The sequence below is a fragment of the Parasphingomonas halimpatiens genome, from assembly GCF_036663795.1.
Classification (GTDB): domain Bacteria; phylum Pseudomonadota; class Alphaproteobacteria; order Sphingomonadales; family Sphingomonadaceae; genus Sphingomonas.
This window is the reverse complement of sequence record NZ_JAXOJP010000048.1, coordinates 1-17,606: the sequence shown is the minus strand read 5'-3', so window position 1 is coordinate 17,606 and position 17,606 is coordinate 1. Positions and strand designations below refer to the sequence as shown.

At 62.9% G+C, this 17,606-nt stretch carries 15 protein-coding genes and 1 tRNA gene; 12 read left to right on the top strand and 4 right to left on the bottom strand.

Translation table 11 applies throughout. The features are described 5' to 3' along the window. Positions 1–197 precede the first annotated feature (197 nt). The 7 genes from U1839_RS24690 to U1839_RS24660 all read left to right on the top strand — a co-directional run bounded on the left by U1839_RS24690 (position 198) and on the right by U1839_RS24660 (position 8,259). Positions 198–1,019: an ABC transporter ATP-binding protein gene (locus tag U1839_RS24690; RefSeq protein WP_332806219.1), complete on the top strand. Its 822-nt coding sequence runs from the start codon at positions 198–200 to the stop codon at positions 1,017–1,019. A 64-nt stretch (positions 1,020–1,083) separates the two neighbouring features. Beyond that, positions 1,084–2,682 carry a hypothetical protein gene (locus U1839_RS24685; protein WP_332806218.1) on the top strand — a complete coding sequence of 533 codons (1,599 nt, stop codon included), beginning with the start codon at positions 1,084–1,086 and terminating at the stop codon, positions 2,680–2,682. A 232-nt stretch (positions 2,683–2,914) separates the two neighbouring features. Continuing rightward, entirely contained in the window at positions 2,915–4,255 is a 1,341-nt protein-coding gene (locus U1839_RS24680) for a radical SAM protein (RefSeq protein WP_332806217.1), read from the top strand. Further along, positions 4,252–5,772, top strand: a complete 1,521-nt coding sequence (locus U1839_RS24675; RefSeq protein ID WP_332806216.1) for an ABC transporter substrate-binding protein — start codon at positions 4,252–4,254, stop codon at positions 5,770–5,772. Before U1839_RS24680 ends, U1839_RS24675 begins: the two co-directional genes overlap by 4 nt. Beyond that, a complete protein-coding gene (locus U1839_RS24670) occupies positions 5,772–6,701 on the top strand; it encodes an ABC transporter permease subunit (protein ID WP_332806215.1) in 930 nt (309 codons plus the stop codon). Before U1839_RS24675 ends, U1839_RS24670 begins: the two co-directional genes overlap by 1 nt. Continuing rightward, the gene (locus tag U1839_RS24665; RefSeq protein WP_332806214.1) at positions 6,698–7,489 is read left to right on the top strand and encodes an ABC transporter permease; all 792 of its coding nucleotides are present in this window, start codon (positions 6,698–6,700) and stop codon (positions 7,487–7,489) included. The genes U1839_RS24670 and U1839_RS24665 overlap by 4 nt, the downstream gene beginning before the upstream one ends. Next, the gene (locus tag U1839_RS24660) at positions 7,486–8,259 is read left to right on the top strand and encodes a class I SAM-dependent DNA methyltransferase (protein ID WP_332806213.1); all 774 of its coding nucleotides are present in this window, start codon (positions 7,486–7,488) and stop codon (positions 8,257–8,259) included. Before U1839_RS24665 ends, U1839_RS24660 begins: the two co-directional genes overlap by 4 nt. Positions 8,260–8,493: 234 nt before the next feature. Here U1839_RS24660 and U1839_RS24655 read toward each other — a convergent pair whose 3' ends face one another. Together U1839_RS24655 and U1839_RS24650 are read right to left on the bottom strand one after the other, a co-directional pair. Then, positions 8,494–9,573, bottom strand: coding sequence for a 5-methylcytosine restriction system specificity protein McrC (locus U1839_RS24655; protein ID WP_332806212.1), 1,080 nt, complete (start codon positions 9,571–9,573; stop codon positions 8,494–8,496). A gap of 2 nt (positions 9,574–9,575) precedes the next feature. Next, positions 9,576–11,774 carry an McrB family protein gene (locus U1839_RS24650; RefSeq protein ID WP_332806211.1) on the bottom strand — a complete coding sequence of 733 codons (2,199 nt, stop codon included), beginning with the start codon at positions 11,772–11,774 and terminating at the stop codon, positions 9,576–9,578. A 143-nt stretch (positions 11,775–11,917) separates the two neighbouring features. Between U1839_RS24650 and U1839_RS24645 the strand changes: the two genes are divergently transcribed. The 3 genes from U1839_RS24645 to U1839_RS24635 all read left to right on the top strand — a co-directional run bounded on the left by U1839_RS24645 (position 11,918) and on the right by U1839_RS24635 (position 14,630). After that, on the top strand, positions 11,918–12,928 hold the full coding sequence (locus tag U1839_RS24645) for a hypothetical protein (RefSeq protein ID WP_332806210.1): 1,011 nt from the start codon (positions 11,918–11,920) through the stop codon (positions 12,926–12,928). A 1,017-nt stretch (positions 12,929–13,945) separates the two neighbouring features. After that, positions 13,946–14,200, top strand: a complete 255-nt coding sequence (locus tag U1839_RS24640; protein ID WP_332806209.1) for a hypothetical protein — start codon at positions 13,946–13,948, stop codon at positions 14,198–14,200. Next, positions 14,181–14,630, top strand: coding sequence for a retroviral-like aspartic protease family protein (locus U1839_RS24635; protein WP_332806208.1), 450 nt, complete (start codon positions 14,181–14,183; stop codon positions 14,628–14,630). Before U1839_RS24640 ends, U1839_RS24635 begins: the two co-directional genes overlap by 20 nt. Positions 14,631–15,081: 451 nt before the next feature. Here U1839_RS24635 and U1839_RS24630 read toward each other — a convergent pair. Next, positions 15,082–15,155 (bottom strand) — tRNA-Gln (locus tag U1839_RS24630). A 147-nt stretch (positions 15,156–15,302) separates the two neighbouring features. Between U1839_RS24630 and U1839_RS24625 the strand changes: the two genes are divergently transcribed. Together U1839_RS24625 and U1839_RS24620 are read left to right on the top strand one after the other, a co-directional pair. Next, entirely contained in the window at positions 15,303–16,346 is a 1,044-nt protein-coding gene (locus tag U1839_RS24625; protein WP_332806207.1) for a Ppx/GppA phosphatase family protein, read from the top strand. Next, positions 16,343–17,032 carry an RlmE family RNA methyltransferase gene (locus U1839_RS24620; RefSeq protein ID WP_332806206.1) on the top strand — a complete coding sequence of 230 codons (690 nt, stop codon included), beginning with the start codon at positions 16,343–16,345 and terminating at the stop codon, positions 17,030–17,032. Before U1839_RS24625 ends, U1839_RS24620 begins: the two co-directional genes overlap by 4 nt. Before the next feature lie 345 nt (positions 17,033–17,377). Here U1839_RS24620 and U1839_RS26900 read toward each other — a convergent pair whose 3' ends face one another. Further along, positions 17,378–17,554 carry a hypothetical protein gene (locus U1839_RS26900; protein ID WP_503653552.1) on the bottom strand — a complete coding sequence of 59 codons (177 nt, stop codon included), beginning with the start codon at positions 17,552–17,554 and terminating at the stop codon, positions 17,378–17,380. Positions 17,555–17,606 lie beyond the last annotated feature (52 nt).

Sequence of the window (17,606 nt, the reverse complement as noted above, 5' to 3'; positions counted from 1 at the left end):
TCAGGTACCCTCTCGCTTTCTACCTCTTGCGATTCCTCTGATCGGCCACATCCATTCGGCCGCCGATCCGCGGCATAAACTCCCGGGCAAATCGGGAAGTTAAGGATTTGTGCCTCGCGGCATCGGCGAGCAGGAGCAATTTGGTCATTCATGAGGATCATGCCATCGAGTATCCGAAGGGACGACGGAGAAGCTCCTTGAACGCAACCGAAGGGGGCGACTTGCTCGCCATTAAATCGCTGAGCATCACCTTTCATAGCAGGGGCCGCGAGCCTGTTCAGGCGGTTCGTGGGCTGGATCTCGTTGTTTCCCCCCAGACCAGTCATGGTCTGGTTGGGGAATCGGGAAGCGGGAAGACCGTCACTGCCCTCGCGTCGATCGGCTTGCTCGGTCGTGACGCGAAGGTCGATGGCAGCGTGCGCTGGTGCGGCGAAGCGCTCGATCCCTCCCGGCCGGATGCATGGCGGTCCATCCGCGGCCGGGGTATGACGATGATCTTTCAGGATGCACGCGGCAGCCTGAATCCGTCCCGGACGGTCAAGGCCCATCTGGACACGACGCTGCGGTTGCATGGGCTCACCGATCAGCGCGCGCGCAACTCCGCAAGCTTGGAGTTGCTCGATCGCGTTCGTCTGGCCGAGCCCACCCGGGTGTTATCAGCCTATCCGGCCGAATTGAGCGGGGGCATGGCCCAGCGCGTTGCGCTCGCGCTCGCGCTGGCGTGTCGGCCGAAGTTGTTAATCGCAGACGAGCCTACCGCCTCCCTCGACCCCACCGTGGCGGTCGCGATTGTTGCATTGCTGCGCGAGGTGCAGCGCGAAAGCGGGCTCGCCATGCTGGTCATCTCGCACGACATGAAGATCGTTGAGGCGCTCTGCGACAAGACATCGGTGATGCGGGCGGGGAGGATCATTGAATCCGGAGAGACGGCCGCATTGTTCCGCTCACCCCAAAATGAGCACACCGCCGCATTGGTCGCCGCGGCGCGCTGGCAATTACCAACGCTCAATGTGGATTGAATTGGATTTTGTCGATCGTTGATGCTCGTATAAGCAAGTAACGGGGTAATGAGGGGGGCGATTCTTGTCGAACGACGAAAGCGCCGCGTCCAAATGGCAAATCTATCGGCTCGAGCTCATCTTTCTCAACCCGGAGCAATATCGCTGGCAGGTCTTTCAGCATTGGCCGACCAAGGATGGAGAGATCCAGCCTCTAGCCAAGTCTGAGCCGGGCGAAACAGCCGGCCCGGATGCCACAACCGAAGCGGAGCCATATCCGAAAGAAGCGATGTATCGCCGTTACGCGGAGCAGCTTCTCGGCTGGGTGTACGACGCCGTCGCAGACGATTTCGACCCGCCTGACGGTCTTGAACCCATCGAGATCGACACGGCTGCAATTTGGCGTGCCATGTACAGGCGCATCGAAGGTGCGACGCGTCCTGAAAGGGTAGGCCGCCTACTGAAGAGCATCGAGGACAGTTGCGCGAGGATTCGCAAGATCTGCAAGGAAGAGGACATTGGCCTTGAGCATGTCGAGCTCTTATCGAAGATCCGGCCAAATGGACCCAAGGTCTCGCTTTCGCCTCGCACCGCGCGCGGATTGATCTCAGCCCTCTACGTCGCGCACTATTGGGATGTGTGGGGGCGATTGGCATTTCCGCCGGAGCGGGAACGCGCAAAGGGCGAACGCCCCAATGAGCCGGCGATCAACCCAGCCCGGCTATCCTCCTTCAGCTACGTAATCCACTATCCGAAAGACCGGCCTGCGAACAATATCCTCGGCTACGAGGTCGACTTGATGTGCGCAGCCGGGACGCGCGTCCCCGCCAGGAATCCGGCTAAACGCGTTCAAGCGGACTGGGTCGCGGTCGCAGAATCGCGCGCCAAATTTGGCTCTTTAGGCGAGTATGGCGACTATTTCTCGCAATGCCATGATATCAAGGACGTGCAGCACGACGCTTATCGTCTGTACGGCTATCTTCTTGACGAGGTTGCGAAAGAAGTTGCGGGAGAAGAAACTTTGTTTTTCCGCTGTTTTCCGCTGCGCATTTGCGGATATGACCATTTCATCCAGATTTTGCTCAAGCCGCCATCGTCAAACCCGCCGCCGCCGTCGATCGATGACCGGGGCGTGGACGTTCCCGCCGTTTTCTCGAATCCTGTCGCTGCCACCAAGGGGCGGCCGCTACCGTCGTTGCTGGTCTTGAAGGAATGCCTGCGCGAAATGATCGTGCAGATGCATATCGCTGAATTTCAGCGAGTCGTCCTTCTCAAACTGAACGCAGCCACTGGCCAGATGCTTCGCGATCAGAAATGGAAGGCTGAGCTTTTCGCGCAGCATGCCCCCAATCTGGTGCGCATGGAGCGACTATGGGTGGACGGGCACGCCTATACCTATTTGCCCGACAAATTTGGCTTCAAGAAGTGGCGAAAGGTGAACGAGGGTAAGCCCGGCTGGCAGCCATGGAAGCCGGAGCGCGTGGACGAGCGCTACCTCGAATTCGGCAACGCGACGTTTCGGGCATTCATCCCTTGGGAGGCTGACTTCAAATCCCTCGCACCGCTCTTGGGCGGGACCGGGAAGATGCGGCTTGAGGAACAATGGTTTTGGTTGCGCGGCGCAGTTAGGCGGCGCCTCGCGCTCAGCCGATTGAGCGACGCGCATGCATCAGAGAGGGCCTGACGGCGTTCAAATTCAATTAATCTAGAAGTGACTAGCCCGGCCCGATCTAGTAGAGGGCCCTAACGAGCGAGGTGCTGTTGATGGGCGGATTTGGATCACGGGGCGGGTTGACGCTGGATCGTACTAGGCATGCGCCGGCGCGCAAGCCGAGCGATCCCGCGCCCGCCATTGTTGACCTTCGAAACGGGGCGAGGGCGCCTCTTGAACCAGCGGGAGCGGCCCCGGCGCGCAAGTGATCGTCCCGGCGCTTGAGGAGCGCCAAGCGTTTGTGGCCGCGCTTGCGCGCGCGTCCAGCGCCATCCCGGATAAGCCGGCCCTGAGCGAATGGGCGGGCCTTGCCGCCAACCTGTCGCAGTTTGATAGCCGGCCAAGTTGGAGTGCCAACCCGGCGCGTCTTCGCTATCTCGCCATCGATACTACCGCGTCCTGCAATCTCACCTGTCCGCAGATGTGCTATTATCATCCAGCGCTTGGAGCCCGTCGCGAGCGCGCGGAGCTCGAGCGTTTCGACGAGGCAATTCGGGTAGCGGCGCGCGACCTCGACCTCGGTGTCCTGGCCTTCGCCGGCAAGGAGCCACTGGTCGATGCCGGCCGGCTCGTGGCATTGGCTGAGCAAGCTAGCCGCGTGCCCGACCGACGGTTCTCGATCGGCATCGTTACGAACGGGACGCTTGTCCGGCGTAATGGCCCGTCGCTGGACCGGCTTGTTCGAGCCGGTGCGCTCGACTTCATCGACGTCTCCATCGATTCCAGCAGTGCTGATCAGCACGACGCTATCCGCGGTAAGGCAGGGGCGCTCAAGGCCGCCCAGGCGGCGTTAAGTGAAATGCTGGATAGCTGGCCGCACGTGCGCATCGGGATGACGTCTGTGCTGCGGCGCGACAATGGCGAATCGATAGCCGACCTTGTCGCAAGGGCCGACCCGCGTCTGCGCAATTTCTTCGTGTTTCCCTTTCAACCTCCAGTATTTGACGCGCAATTGCCCGCCGCCGACTGGTCAGCGATCGACTCCTGCGTGGCGAGAATAGTGGACGTGCTGGAGAGGGGCCGGCGGGACGCGGGGATCGAGGTCACGATATCCCTGCTGGGTCTTCATCTCGCCGACGCGGTCCGAAGCGGCCGCCTGCGCCTCGACTCCTTGCGCGAAGACGACAATGGCCAGATATTTGTGCAGCAGGAGATAGGCGGGAATACCCTCACATTCGTGGCGCAAGTCCTGCCGGACACCGGCCGATATGGCCTGCGCATCCTGCCCGATGGTACGGTTCTGCCAAGCACGCATTATCTCCAGGTCCCCGAACCATTGCGATTCGGCATCGGCAGCATCGCCGAGGAGTCGATCGTCGACCTCTACGCCAAGGCGATCGGCCCCGGCAGCGCGATCGACCAGCTTTGGGCTTCGCGCCTCAATCATGCGTGCCGCGACCGGCCGTGCTGGCCGCTCTGCTTTGGCGGGATTGCCATCTCCGACAACAACATCATCAGTGGCAAGCCGTTAGACCTTCCACCAGATTTATGCCTTAGTTCGGGCGCCGAATCTGCCGAAGCGCTAAGGGGAGACGTCAAACCATGAATCGTCGCTCGTTTCTCTATGCGGCTGGCGCCGTCGTTGCGGTGGGTGTTCCGACTGCCATCCTTTTGGTGCGTGACGAAGCGTCGACTGGCGCCAACGCGCTGAAACTGAGCTACAACGCCGAGGAGCAGCCCGACGAGAAGTCGCTGCTCGCCCAGATTTTGCAGTCGCAGCTGAACAAGGGGGGTATCACGACCACGCTCGAACCGGTGTCGAGCACGGTCTATAATGAGCGGATTGGAAAACACGCGTTCGAGGCGGCGCTGACGCTATGGTATCTGGATTATACCGACCCCGAAGGCTATCTGACCGACTTCTATTCCAAGGCCGGTTACCGGCTGTCCGGCTACTCAAACCCCGCCTATGACAAGGCCTATGAGGCGGCGTTGTTCGCGCCCGATCAAGCGCACCAGCGGGAGGCGTTCGCCGCCGCCGCCCGGATCGTCGATCAGGATCTCGTCTGGCTGCCTCTTTACTCGAACAACGACGTGATCCTGCTCCACCCCGATTGCGGGGGCTTTCAGTCCAATTCGTGCCAGACTTATGACTATCGCGGGGTGGGCAGGGACGACGTGCGCGCCGCTACCAATGTCGAGGTACAGACGCTCGATCCATCGCTCACCTACGACCTCGCGAGCAAGCATCTTGTCACGCAAAGCTATGAGGGGCTGGTCGCACTCGACGGCGCTAATCAGATGGTGCCGTGCCTGGCGGAAAGCTGGCGATGGAGCGACGAGGGCAAGACCTTGTCCTTCCAGCTGCGCCAAGGCGTGCGATTCCATCCCGGCGCGAATGGAGCCGAACGAGTGATGGCCGCGCCCGACGTAAAGGCCAGTTTCGAGCGTACCGCGGGCTCGGCATCACCGTACGCCTATATTTTCGACCATGTCGTTGGGATCGAAGTCTTTCGTGCCAAGAAAGCCACGACGCTTGAGGGTCTCAAGGTTCTCGGCGATCAACAGTTCGCCATCCATTTGTCGCGGCCATTGCCTACCATGTTACAATGGCTGCTGGCTCCGGCGGCTTTCGTATTACCTGCAGAATTACCCAAGGACTACGAATTCGGTCGGGGGTCGCGCGGGACGGGACCGTTTATGCTCCGGCAATGGGACGGTGCGACGGCGCGATACGAAGGTCACCGCGCTTATTGGGACGCGCGCGGCCGGGACTATGCCAAAAGACGCCTGAGGCTCTCCGTCCTGAAGGATCCGTCGGTTCAACTGCGCGCCTTTGAGCGCGGTGAACTGGATATCCTGAACGTCCCGCTCTCTTCCTTCCCGGCGGTCCTCGATGCGGGAGGCAAGCTGCTGCCGCGCTGGTCCGGCAATTCGCTTCGAGTGGTGAAGCTTAACAATCTGAAGTTCATTGCGTTCAACTTGTCCGGAAATGATCAGAATACCGCGCTCGAGTTCCGGAAAAAGGTCGCCGGCGCGATCGACCGAGAAGCGATTGTCGAGCATCTGTTCCGTGGACACGCCCGCGCCGCTACGAGCGTCGTACCGACCGGGATTTTTTGATGCGGCTCGCCGGCGCCGCAGGCAGTCTTGGTCGCCTGTTGCTAGGCCTATGGGCCGTCGTGACGGCGTCCTTCCTGTGTCTTTACGTCCTGCCGGGCGAGCCCGCGCGCATGATTCTCGGTCCCCAGGCTTCACAGGCGTCGGTCGATCAATTCCGCGCTGATTACGGTCTCAACCGGCCCGTGGGGGACCAGTATCTCCACTATGTGTCGAGGCTGGCGGCTCTTGACTTGGGTACTTCCTACAGCCGGAGGCAACCCGTCGCGGCGGTGGTCGCCGGGCGGCTGGGCGCAACACTCCTGTTGGCCGGCGCCGCCCTCGCTCTGGCGCTGCTGACCGGTATCGCGCTGCCCCTGGTGCTGATTTCCCGCAGGGCGGAGGCTGTCGGTGGAGCGTTTGGCTTTGTGCTGCAGGCAGTCGCATTCATACCGCCTTATCTGCTTGCGTTGGCGATTCTGCTGCTTGCGACGACGGTTACGAACCTCGCGCCGGTGCTGTTCGATCCGTCGAGTCCCTTGACCTGGTTTCTGGCGGCGCTCGCTCTGGCGGCTTATCCCGCCGCTCTGCTCTTCCAGGTCTTTGTGCAAGCGATGAGCAAGGATTTGCGAAGCGACTATGCGCGGCGCGCCGCAGCCTGCGGATTCAGTCATTCGGATGTCGTGCTTCGCGAAGTTGTTCGCAACGCGATGTCACCCCCGCTTGCCGCGATAGCCAATACGGCAGCCTATTTCTTCACCAGCGCGCTATTCGTCGAGGCTGTGTTCGGTATCCCTGGGCTCGGCCGGTTGGCCCAGGACGCGGTTCGCGTCAAAGACCTCTCCCTGCTCAATGGCGTTTGTATCGCCTATTGCTTGCTGGTGGGCCTGAGCGCGTTGCTCCTCGATGCTGTGCCTCGCCTGCTACGGCCATCCGGAGGGTCACACCGATGAGTATGAATAGGCAGCGCGCCATCTGGACATTTCTCGGCCTCGCGGTGTCGCTCATCGTGGCGGCATCGCTATTCGGTCCCGATCCATATGCGATCGATCTTGGGCGCACGCTTTCGCCGCCCGGGCAGGACGGCGTGCTCGGTACGGACGAGCTCGGCAGATCGCTTGGCGCTCGAATGCTGCGTGGCGGTGTGTTCAGTCTCACGCTTATGGTTTCAGCGGCGTGCGGCTCGGTGGCGCTTGGCACTCTGCTCGGCGCGCTCTCGGGGTGGATTGGCGGGTGGACCGACCGATCGATCCGTCTACTGATCAACTTCTTCTGGAGCATGCCAGTAGCGGTATTTGCCGTGCTGGTCCTCGCGATCCTGACGCCAACGCTCGGAAGCATGTTGCTCACGATTGTCGCCATCAACTGGGTCGGGAGCGCGCGGATCGTGCGGTCGGCTGTCGGAGCGTTGCGCGATAGCCCGCATGTGCTTTCCGCGAGGGCGCGCGGATTCACCGGGGTGGCAGTCTTCGCCGAAGAGATCATGCCAAATCTCTGGCCGCTTATCACCTTGCTATTGGGGTTCTCGGCAGCCGAGGCCCTGGCTCTTGAGGGAGGACTTAGCTTCCTCGGCGCTGGCCCTGCGCCGCCGACGGCCAGTTGGGGCGCGATGCTCGTGGCAGGCCTGCCTTACTTCCTGACTGCCTGGTGGGTCGCGGCCATTCCGGCACTTGCGATGGTCGCGACTGTGGCGGTGGCGCGGCTGCTCTCCCGGCACTTGGGGATCGCTATGTACCGATGAGTGGAAACCTCGCATTCTACGATGCCTTTGCGGAGGAGTATCGGGATTTCTACGATCGGCCGCGGGCCGAGCAGGCCGTCGCTGGTTGGCAAGCGGTTCTTGAAGAGGCCGGGCTCTGGCCACGGTCAATCTCGCGCGTTCTCGACATGGGATGTGGACCCGGAGACCACTTAACTGCCTGGGCCGCGCGCGCTGGTGAGGTTGACGGGCTCGACGGGTCCCCGGCCATGCTAGAAGTCGCTCGGGCATCGCTTGTGGCAAACGGTACAATGGTCGGCCAACTCTACTGTGCGGACGTTACCGCACCCGTGACGCTTGCGCCCCTGCGAGACCGCTATTCGCTTGTGGCAGCGCATTTCAACTTCCTCAATTTATTCAAGTCCGACCAACTCGCGCCGGTGCTTGAGAGCATTCAATCGGTGTTAACCCCGGGCGGCTTCTTCATAGGTGACATGCTGTTTGACGGCCACCGCTCCGGATGGCGTGACGCTTTGATCGTCGAGGACCGTCATATCGGTCGGGAATGGCGATCGCTCGATGTTCGCGTTGACGCCAGCAACCGGGCAGTTAGGCGGGATTGGCTGTCGGCTGGCGAGCACTATGCCGAAACCCTGTACATTTACGGTCGAGACGAGCTTATCGCAATCGCCCGCTCCCAGGGATTGGCGCTAGCGTTTACGGCGCCGCTGTCCCATGCCGTCTTGAGAACCCGCGACGGCCATGCGCCTCCGCTCGAATCCAATCTTCTGGTCCTGCGCGCGTCCGCATAACCAATATCTGAGCGTGATGGCGATTAGCTCGCCAACCGCATCGGCTGGCAGATGGTTGGACGCACGGAATTAGACAGCACTGGCGCATTCCCAATGCCAGCGCGCTGCCCAAGCCGCCAATGGATATCCTCGTCGACGGAGGCCCGCGCCGCGAGCGCGGCTGGCGAAACCGGACGCCTTGTTGTGATGTTGGCAGCGCGGTGGCGCTTGCCCTGCCGCCTTTGCAGCACCGGCTCAGCCCCAGACGACGGTCCTGATCTTTTCGCCAAGCGCGAGGCTCGGCTGGCTCAGGTCGATCGAGGCGAAGCGCAGCCGGTGCCCGTTAATCAGCACGGACTCGGATTGCTCGCTCCCCAGCGCCGGATAGAGAAGCAGCCCCTCGGCGCTGTCCGCCAAGGGCGATAGCCCCTCTTGCGAGCGCAGATACGCATAGAGCTGGAATATGTGATCATTCTTGAGGACCTCGCGATCGAAGCGGCCACGGGCGAGCATTGTCGTGAACTTGGTATCGACCACGATCCGTCGCGCGCCGCGCTCGAGCACGATGTCCGCGGCCATGCCCTGGAGAATCGCGCCGAGCCCGGGCGTCGCCTCGCTGGTCTGCCAGCTGAGCGAGCGTTGCGGGCGCACCGACCAACCGTCCCGCCGGTCGAGATGATGACGCAAATAGCCAGCGATCCCAGCCTCGAAGATCTTGCGGAGCAAATGCTCGTCGCGCGACAGGCGCGTCACAGCGCCGCGGTCCTCCGCCTCGGACGGCAGGACGAGATCGAGGGCTAGGCGCGCGCTCTCGACCATCAGCCTGTCATCCGTCTCGCGCTGAGCCGGTATATCGGCCAGCAGCGCCGCCCGGGACGGCCGCTTCGCGCCGACGCCCCAGGCTTCCAGGCTGCGATCGAGATCGCGCAGACGCGCGCGCAGCTCCGGCGTCGCAACACGCCCGGCGAGCGCGCCAAGCGCCACGCGCGCGAGCTGATTGCGCGCGCGGTCGAAGGTCAGGTCCTGAAATCGGCAGGTGATCTGGCCGCGTAGCAGTTGCTGGCGGCTTTCGGTTGCGAGCCAGTCGATCCGCCCGCGCACCCGCGACAGCGCCGCGGTTCTGCCGACATAGCCTCGACCCAGGCCGCGGCGCAGACGCCGCTCAACGGCCTCGGCCAGCAGCATCGCCAACAGATCCGGCACCTCGGCATCGCCATCGACCCCACCCTCGGCGCGGTCGAGCATACAAGCGAGACCCGAGGCATGGACGAGCAGGAACCAAAGGTTGCGAACCGGGATGCCCTTGTCGCTCGTCCAGGTCGCCAAGCTTGCCATACCTAGAGCGGCTGCAGCAGCAGCTGCATCTGCTCCTCGGCGACTTGCGCGTCGTCGTACCAATATTCGCGCAGCAGCGGCCCGATCTCGTGCTCGACGGCTGACCGGTACCAGCGTTGCCACGCGTCCGCCTCGCCGGGGCCGACGACCGGCGTGACGAAGCTGTGCCCGACGCAAAATTGCGGCCCGAGCGCGCGGTGGCCGGCGATCGTCTGATTGAGGGCGCCCAGCCGCGTAGCGATGGCCTCCAGCAAAACGGGCGGTGCATCCATGGCGAGGCACCATTTCCGCCACGGTTCGCCGAGTACGGGCGCTAGATCGATGAATCCGAACCGGCGTCGCAACGCCAGATCGACAAGCGCCAGCGACCGGTCGGCGAGGTTCATCGTCCCGATGATGTGGAGATTCTCGGGCACATAAACCCGCTCGTTGATGCTGCGCGGATATGCGAGGCGAAGAGCCTCGGCGGGTTGGCGCTTCGAATCCTCGATCAAGGTGAGCAGCTCGCCCAGGATTTGCGCGGGATTGCCTCGGTTGATCTCCTCGATGACGAGAACAAATGGACGTTCGGGCTCGGCCAGTGCAGCCGAGACCGCGTCGAGGAATGCGCCATCGGCGAGCTGGAGCCCGCCCTTGCCATCGGGCCGCCAGCCGCGCACGAAGTCCTCGTAGCTCAAGGTGGGCTGGAACTGGACCGCCATCAGGCGGCTCGGGTCCACATTGCCAATCAGCGCATATCCCAGACGCTTGGCGAGCCAGGTCTTTCCCGTGCCGGGCGGCCCTTGCAGCACTAGGTTCTTGCGTCGCTTGAGCAGGTCGAGCGCAGCCTCGAGCGAGTCCTCGTCGAGAAAGCAGCCCTGCTCGAGGATCGACGCCAGCGTGAATGGTCCCGCCTCCGCAATTGGCTGCGCCGCGTCCGCGCCGGCTTCGGCGGTCGCCTCCACCCCGGCGGCAATCTCAATGCGCCAGCGCTCCTCGAAATTGTCGGGTAGAGCAGCGGCGTAATCCTCCCCTTCATCGGTCAGGGAGAGCGCGCCCGTCTTGGTGTCTGACTGGACCAAGCCAGCGAGCTTGGACCAGGTGACGATGAAGGAGCCCGGCTGAGTCGTGGTCCAGGTCGGTACCAGCGCCTGCAGCCGCCTCGCTGCCTCTAGCAGCGTCAGCTTCGCCGGCGCGCGACGGATCATCAGTAGCAAGTGCCCCATCCCGAACACGCGACCGACGAGGGCGCCGCGCAGCGCCTGCGCGGGTTCGTCCGCGGTCAGCAGCTCGTGGCCCCGCTCCGTTGGCCGGTACGCGCCGTCTTCCAGGCGCAGCAGCCCCAGGCCGCCCATGGCCTGCGAGATGATATTGCCCGCCGAGCTGGCGTTGAGTTGTGTCGCCTCGCTGACGATGACCGAGACGAGATCCTCCCGGCTAATGCCATGCTCGGCCTCGCGCACCACCGCCTGAAGCAAAGCGACATTGTCCCGCACGCACGTCAGGCTGCGCCGCTGCGCCGCCGCGGGAAGCAGCGAAAAGGACGGAACCGCGCTTGCCTTGCGCTGGGGCGCTTCCAACGCGACCGCGCCTTCGTCGGGCTTGTCGACTTGTGTCTCCCAAAGGAACCAGCTGAAGATCGACTGGTCGACCGCGTCGGCGCGCGTTTCCGGCGTGCCGACCGCATCCAGGATAGCCTTTCGAATTGCTGGATGCTGCGCAACGAAGCCGCCGGGCATTCGCGCCGAGCCGATCGCGCGCTGGATTGCCCAGACTCGCTTAGCATCCATGAGGCAGGTCATGTCCTGGGGGAACATCGCGGCAAGCAGCCGGATGATACGGGCTTGCGGCCGCCGCGACGTGTAGCGGGGAAAGACGTGATCTAGAATTTTGGAAAAGAGATTATCGAGCGTGTCGCTGCGCCGTTCGAGGGGTAACTCGAAAACGGAGCCGCGAGCCTGGAACAGCATAGTCGCGAGCCCCTCATCGGCATAGGCTTGCGTGACTGTGACCGATTGGCCCGGGCCTATGCTCGAAATCGCGTCCGATTCCCAAAGCTGCTGCTGGAACGCGGGCGTCCGCCACTCGGCCAGCTCTGTTCCATTCACAAGCTCGACATGGTCAAGATAACGCTGCCGCCACTCCGCGATCTCGGCTTGCTGGCGATAGGCGGAAAAATCGCCATTATAGAGCTCGACTAGCCGTGACGCGGTAATCTGCACCGGTTCCTCCCCATTATCGGCACGAGCCTAAGCCGCCAAGGTCGGCAGGCCAAGTATTAGCCGCCGCGCGATGTCTATAATTACTCGCTATTGTTTTTTCCCGATCGCATGATTTGGCTGATCGATAGGCGGGTGGGCATAATATGATGCAGGAAATCACGGATGCAGCCGGGAAGGCGGCCGCGCAGGAAACGCTTCATAAAGCACTTACCACCGCACTGGCGCCGCGCGGGGATTGCGCAATCAGCTACCGCGGGGGTGGTGGGATCCACCCGGTCTGGTCGAATGGACCGGGCCACCTCTACTACTCCTATGCGCGGCCATACCCGAGCCAAGCTGTTCGTCGCCATTGGAACGCCTTCGGATTTTTCGCGGCAACCGGGCAGCAGCGCATTGTTGTCGAGGCCAACATCCCGAGCAAAACGGGCGAGACCCGCGCGGAAGGCTTCTTCGCGCGTGATCCGGCAACCGGCGCGACAGTGCTTATGCACAGCGGCCGCCTGGGCGGTGGTGTGCCTGGGCTGACCCAGGCGGCGTTCTATGCCTGGAGCGGTGAAGAGCCGAAAGTAGCTCGCCGCAACGGCGCCAGCCGCATTGGCGTGGTCGTGGCTGAGGTCGGCGGACGCGACATGGTCGCGCAGATCGCGGAGTTCGTACGGCGTATCGCAGCGTTCAAGAACGACCTTGAGGCGGGCCTGCTCGGGCGCGGAGAATTCGCGCGTAAGGAAGCGGAGGCCAAAGCTCTGATGAAGGAATTTGTCGGCACGAAATCCGGCCAACGCAGTTCCGAATTCACCTATGAAACCTATCACGGCGCGGTAGTCGATGCGCTTGCCGCTGAGCGCGCTCCGCGCCTGCGCTTGGGCGAGAGAGTAGATAAGACCGGCAAGATCGACTTGTTCGTCTGCAAGGGCGCGCGGATGATCGAGGTCTATGAGGTGAAGTCGAAGGTCGACCGCCCGTCCTTATATGGAGCTATCGGCCAGCTCATCACGCATAGCGGCGCCGCGGCCAAGGTCGTGTCTCGGATCCTCGTGGTGCCGGAGGGCAAGATTGCCCCAGATATCGCGAGGGCGCTAGTGCGCGAATCGATATCGGTGCGTCGCTATCGCCTGGTCGACGGTGGCGAGCTAAAACGGGTTCAACTTCTTTAGGCGAATCTGACGACATCGTTCTCATGACGAACGCGATTTCCGGTCGAGGCATATCTGTCGTGCTCTGGCGCTGTTACGGTCGGTTTCCAAGGGCATTGATTGTGACATGATGACGCCCGCCGGGCTCATCCGGTAGCCCATCAGTGAGCGCTAGTGATGCGTCCGCCTTCTAGGTCTGCCGATGTACTCGGGCTCGAAAGCGATTTGCCGGTGCCGGCGACCATAACCGTTCGCCGTGCCGGAGTCCTTCTAGGTCTCGGTCGGGTCCGAATGGCTGAATTGATTGCCGCGGATTCTCTAAAGGCGGTGACAATCAGGCGTGCGAAGCATGTGACCATGGAAAGCCTGCTCGTCTATGTGGGGAGCCTACGGGAGTTCGAGTTCGACGATTGGACGTCGTGGAATCAGCTCTGCGGGCGCGGGGAGCGAGTGGCTCTGAGTAAGGGAAGTTAGGCGCCTCGCGCGTGGCGCGACCGCGCTCTATCGCTCGCTGCGCTGTGCGACCGAGCCCCTGAGGGTCTCGGCCTTCGGTCACGATCGCTGGCGTGGGCCGGCAGGGGCCGGCCTCAAATAGAGCGGGGCTGATGACGCACACTGCCGGCTGACGCCGGACAGGGTGCGGTGCCTGTTGGCACCCAAGCATTCCGACGAACGCATTTTTCACGTGCCGCTTCGGCGGGTTGGTGGCCGGTCATGCGTGCGCTGGATACCACAGCACTCAGATCATGATTTCGCGCGCCGCGTCTAAACGGCGGCGCGATCTTCTACGACTCGCTGACCCACTGCGCGGCGGAGTTACTTCGGGGCGGAGCGAGCGGCATGGCGTGTCTCCGGCGGCGATTTAGCCGCGGCAGCGGCGCAACAATCGGTCCGGTTGTAATCGATTTTTTGAATCACAGGCTGTGGATAAAGTGGCCCACCGCGCCAACGAGTCGGCTCGTCGCTATTTTGCCTCGGCTCATCGTGACATGTTTGCTCGTCAAGCGTACTCCCCTTCGAGTTGAGGGAGTAGTCTACATGGCGCACGCGATCGAGGTAGAGATTGAGCGCAATTTCGCTGCGTTCAAGGATATGCTCGGGAATTTACTCCCGCAGAACGCGGGAAGATACGCGTTGCTGCACGATCAAGAGTTGAAGGGGTTGTATACTACACCCGGAGACGCCGAGCGCGCGGGCTATGCCCAGTTCAAAGAAGCCCCCTATTCAGTTCAGCTTGTAACTGACGAGCCTATTGATCTAGGCTTCTACTCTTATGCGCTATCTCAGGGGTAGGCTGGAAAACAGCCGCATTCGTATAAAGGTCGGCATCAGGCCGTTCCAAGATTACAGAGCCGTCGATGGAAACTCGACACCGTTCGCTCTTGAGTACACCGAGTTTATTGCTCTGGTGGATACTGGCGCGACGCGAACCTGCGTGACCGAAAATGTGGTGCAGAAATTGGGGCTTCAGCGTCGCGGACGCGAAGAAATTTGGAATATCAAAAGGCCAGAGCTTCACTGGACTTACATGTTTCACGTCGGGATATGGCCCGAAACAGCGCACGGTGTCCCGCCAACCGTTTTCGGCATCGGTGACGAAATCGTCGGTATCGATGTCGGTAACAACAGGTTTTTCGACGTGTTGCTTGGCATGGACATCATTCGGCAGGGGTCCATGCACTTAGAAGCTGACGGCACTTTCGAAATGGGCTTTCCTGGCTGAGGGCGCAGCCACATCAAATCTCACGCTTCGGCTTTTCAGGGTCGAGCCCAACGGCGCGGCGGTAACGCCACAGTGCTGCACAGAACGACCGGTGTGGAGGTCCAGCATAGCACTCGCGAGATGGAGGCGGGCAATCGGGGGTAGTGATTTGTCGTCCGCCGCGGACTTCAGAATCGCTCGCGCGTTCTCAAGCGAAACATTCCCATGAAACCTACGCTTCATATCGGCGAACTCCTCGGGCGTTACCGTATTGTCGCCCATTGAAGATTCCCAGCCAAAAGCCGGCTCGATCTGCCGGCTGCCGAGTGGAACACCTCGACCGGACACAGTCAATGCGCGGACGTACGTCGATTCCCGCCATCGCTCACCCTCCATTGGGGGAGCGAATGTGGGAATGAATTTCCGATCCCGGAAAATTATCGAAATATTTCCGTAAGGTAGCGGAAGGAAATGGATGCCCCGTGAGGATTCGAACCTCAATTAACGGAGTCAGAGTCCGTAGTCTTACCTTTAGACGACGGGGCATCGGAGCGGCGCGATCTAGGGCGCGGCCCGGCGGCTGTCAACCGAGCGCGGCTTGCCGATGCGCGCGCGGGGGAGTAGCGTGGCGGCCAAGCACCGAACGGGCCAACGGGGCCCGCGAGGCAGAAAAGAACAGTGAGTACCAACGGCATGGGCGATCAATCCGCCAATATGCCGTACCGGCAGGTTCCGCCCCCTGCCCGTCCGGCCCCCCTTCCGCGATCCACGGGACGCTCGGGCGATGCGCGCCACTTCGCCGCGCTCGACCTGGGCACCAACAATTGCCGGCTGCTGATCGCGCGGCCGCAGGGCGACGGCTTTGCGGTGGTCGATGCCTTTTCGCGCATCGTGCGACTCGGCGAGGGGCTCGCCACCAGCGGCCGGCTGAGCGACGCGGCGATCGAGCGCACCATCGCCGCGCTGCGTGTGTGCGGCGACAAGCTGCGCCGCCGCCACGTCACGCTGGCGCGCTCGGTCGCGACCGAGGCATGTCGCCGCGCCAGCAACGGCGCCGACTTCATCGCCCGCGCCTATGCCGAGACCGGCATCCATCTCGACATCATCTCGGCCGAGGAGGAAGCGCGGCTCGCCGTGCTCGGCTGCCATGTGCTGATCGAGCCGGGCGAAGGGCCGGCGCTGATCTTCGATATCGGCGGCGGCTCGACCGAACTGGTGCTGGTCGACACCACCCCGACCGTGCCGCGCGTGCTCGACTGGCACAGCGCGCCATGGGGCGTGGTATCGCTGACCGAATATGCCGGCACCGGCGAGGGGCCGGCGGGCCGCGCTTCGGCCTATGCCGCGATGCGCGCGCTGGTCGCGGAAAGCTTCGCCCCCTTTGCCGAGCGCCTGCCCAAAGAGGTCGAGAACCCCCGGCTGCTCGGCACCAGCGGCACGGTGACGACGTTGGCCAGCGTCCATCTCGGGCTGCCGCGCTATGACCGTTCGGCGATCGACGGGCTGATCGTCCCCGCCGCCTCGATGCGGCGGATCAGCGCCGACCTGGCGGGCAAGGACCTTGCGCAGCGCGCCACGCTGCCGTGCATCGGCACCGAGCGTGCCGATCTGGTCGTCGCGGGCTGCGCGATCCTCGAGACGATTCTCGACCTGTGGCCGGCCGAGCAGCTGGGCGTCGCCGATCGCGGCATCCGCGAGGGTATTCTCCGCCGTTTGATGGGTGCACGAGCGTTATGAGCAAGGATGGCGGCGGCCTGCGCGTGCGGGTCAAGACGGCGCGCCGACGCACCGCGCAATCGACGCGCTGGCTCGATCGCCAGCTCAACGACCCCTATGTCAAACGCGCCAAGGCCGACGGCTTTCGCAGCCGCGCGGCGTACAAGCTGAGCGAACTCGACCAGCGTTTCGATTTCCTCAAGCGTGCGCGATTCGTCGTCGATCTCGGCATCGCGCCGGGCGGGTGGAGCCAGGTGGTGCATCGCAAGATGCCCAAGGCGAAGATCGTCGGCATCGACCTGTTGCCGGTTGATCCGCTCGACGGCGTGACCATCCTGCAGATGGATTTCATGGACGATGCCGCGCCCGAGCGCTTGCTCGCCGAACTCGGCGGCGCGCCCGATCTCGTCCTGTCGGACATGGCTGCCAACACCGTCGGCCATCCGCAGACCGACGCGCTGCGCACCATGGCGCTGGTCGAGGCGGCGCTGGCCTTTGCGATCGACGTGCTCGAACCGGGCGGCGTGTTCATCGGCAAGGTCTTTGCCGGCGGCGCCGACACCTCGCTGGTCACCGAGCTCAAGCGTAACTTCAAGACCGTCAAGCACGCCAAGCCGCCGGCGAGCCGCAAGGGCTCGTCGGAATGGTATGTCGTGGCACAGGGGTTCAAAGGGCGAGGGCGAGACAGCGATTTAGCCGAAGGCTAAATCGCGCATAGGCGAGCCCCGGCCGGCGGGGCGACCGCCCCGACCGACGGCGCGGCTTTGCCGCGCCGCGATGCATGACCACCCACCGTCAACCGTCATCCCAGCGCAAGCTGGGATCTCGTGCCGCGAGGCCGCGTGTCGTAACAGGGAGATCCCAGCGTTCGCTGGGAGGACGGGAATGGGCTGGGATGACGGATATGGGGGAAGCGGGTGGCGCCGCGGCGAAGCCGCATCGGCCGCACCCTTAGACTTCCCCGGCGAAGGCCGGGGCCCAGTTGGGGGACGCTGCGACGGGCGTTGCCGCCCATCATATCCGACATTCCGACTGGGCCCCGGCCTTCGTGTTTAGACCGGAGACAAGGTAGACACCTGTTCGGGGACATGGTGGACGGATTTGACGATGTTTTGTCGCAGGTCGACCTGCGACAAAACATGTCGGCGATAGCAGAGATCGAAGACGCCATCGGCGTTGGTGGCGCGCAGGGCGAGCTGGCGGCCGACAAAGGCTTTCGAGCAGTTGATCTTGCGCCCTTTGAAGCTGAGCCAGGCGTTGTGAAGAACCTTACGGACATGG

Excerpts from the sequence above, each read along its gene's own strand:
- U1839_RS24675 (WP_332806216.1), top strand. The coding sequence starts at position 4,252 with ATGAATCGTCGCTCGTTTCTCTATGCGGCTGGCGCCGTCGTTGCGGTG.
- U1839_RS24670 (WP_332806215.1), top strand. The coding sequence starts at position 5,772 with ATGCGGCTCGCCGGCGCCGCAGGCAGTCTTGGTCGCCTGTTGCTAGGC.
- U1839_RS24665 (WP_332806214.1), top strand. The coding sequence starts at position 6,698 with ATGAGTATGAATAGGCAGCGCGCCATCTGGACATTTCTCGGCCTCGCG.
- U1839_RS24660 (WP_332806213.1), top strand. The coding sequence starts at position 7,486 with ATGAGTGGAAACCTCGCATTCTACGATGCCTTTGCGGAGGAGTATCGG.
- U1839_RS24655 (WP_332806212.1), bottom strand. The coding sequence starts at position 9,573 with ATGGCAAGCTTGGCGACCTGGACGAGCGACAAGGGCATCCCGGTTCGC.
- U1839_RS24645 (WP_332806210.1), top strand. The coding sequence starts at position 11,918 with ATGATGCAGGAAATCACGGATGCAGCCGGGAAGGCGGCCGCGCAGGAA.
- U1839_RS24640 (WP_332806209.1), top strand. The coding sequence starts at position 13,946 with ATGGCGCACGCGATCGAGGTAGAGATTGAGCGCAATTTCGCTGCGTTC.
- U1839_RS24635 (WP_332806208.1), top strand. The coding sequence starts at position 14,181 with ATGCGCTATCTCAGGGGTAGGCTGGAAAACAGCCGCATTCGTATAAAG.
- U1839_RS24625 (WP_332806207.1), top strand. The coding sequence starts at position 15,303 with ATGGGCGATCAATCCGCCAATATGCCGTACCGGCAGGTTCCGCCCCCT.
- U1839_RS24620 (WP_332806206.1), top strand. The coding sequence starts at position 16,343 with ATGAGCAAGGATGGCGGCGGCCTGCGCGTGCGGGTCAAGACGGCGCGC.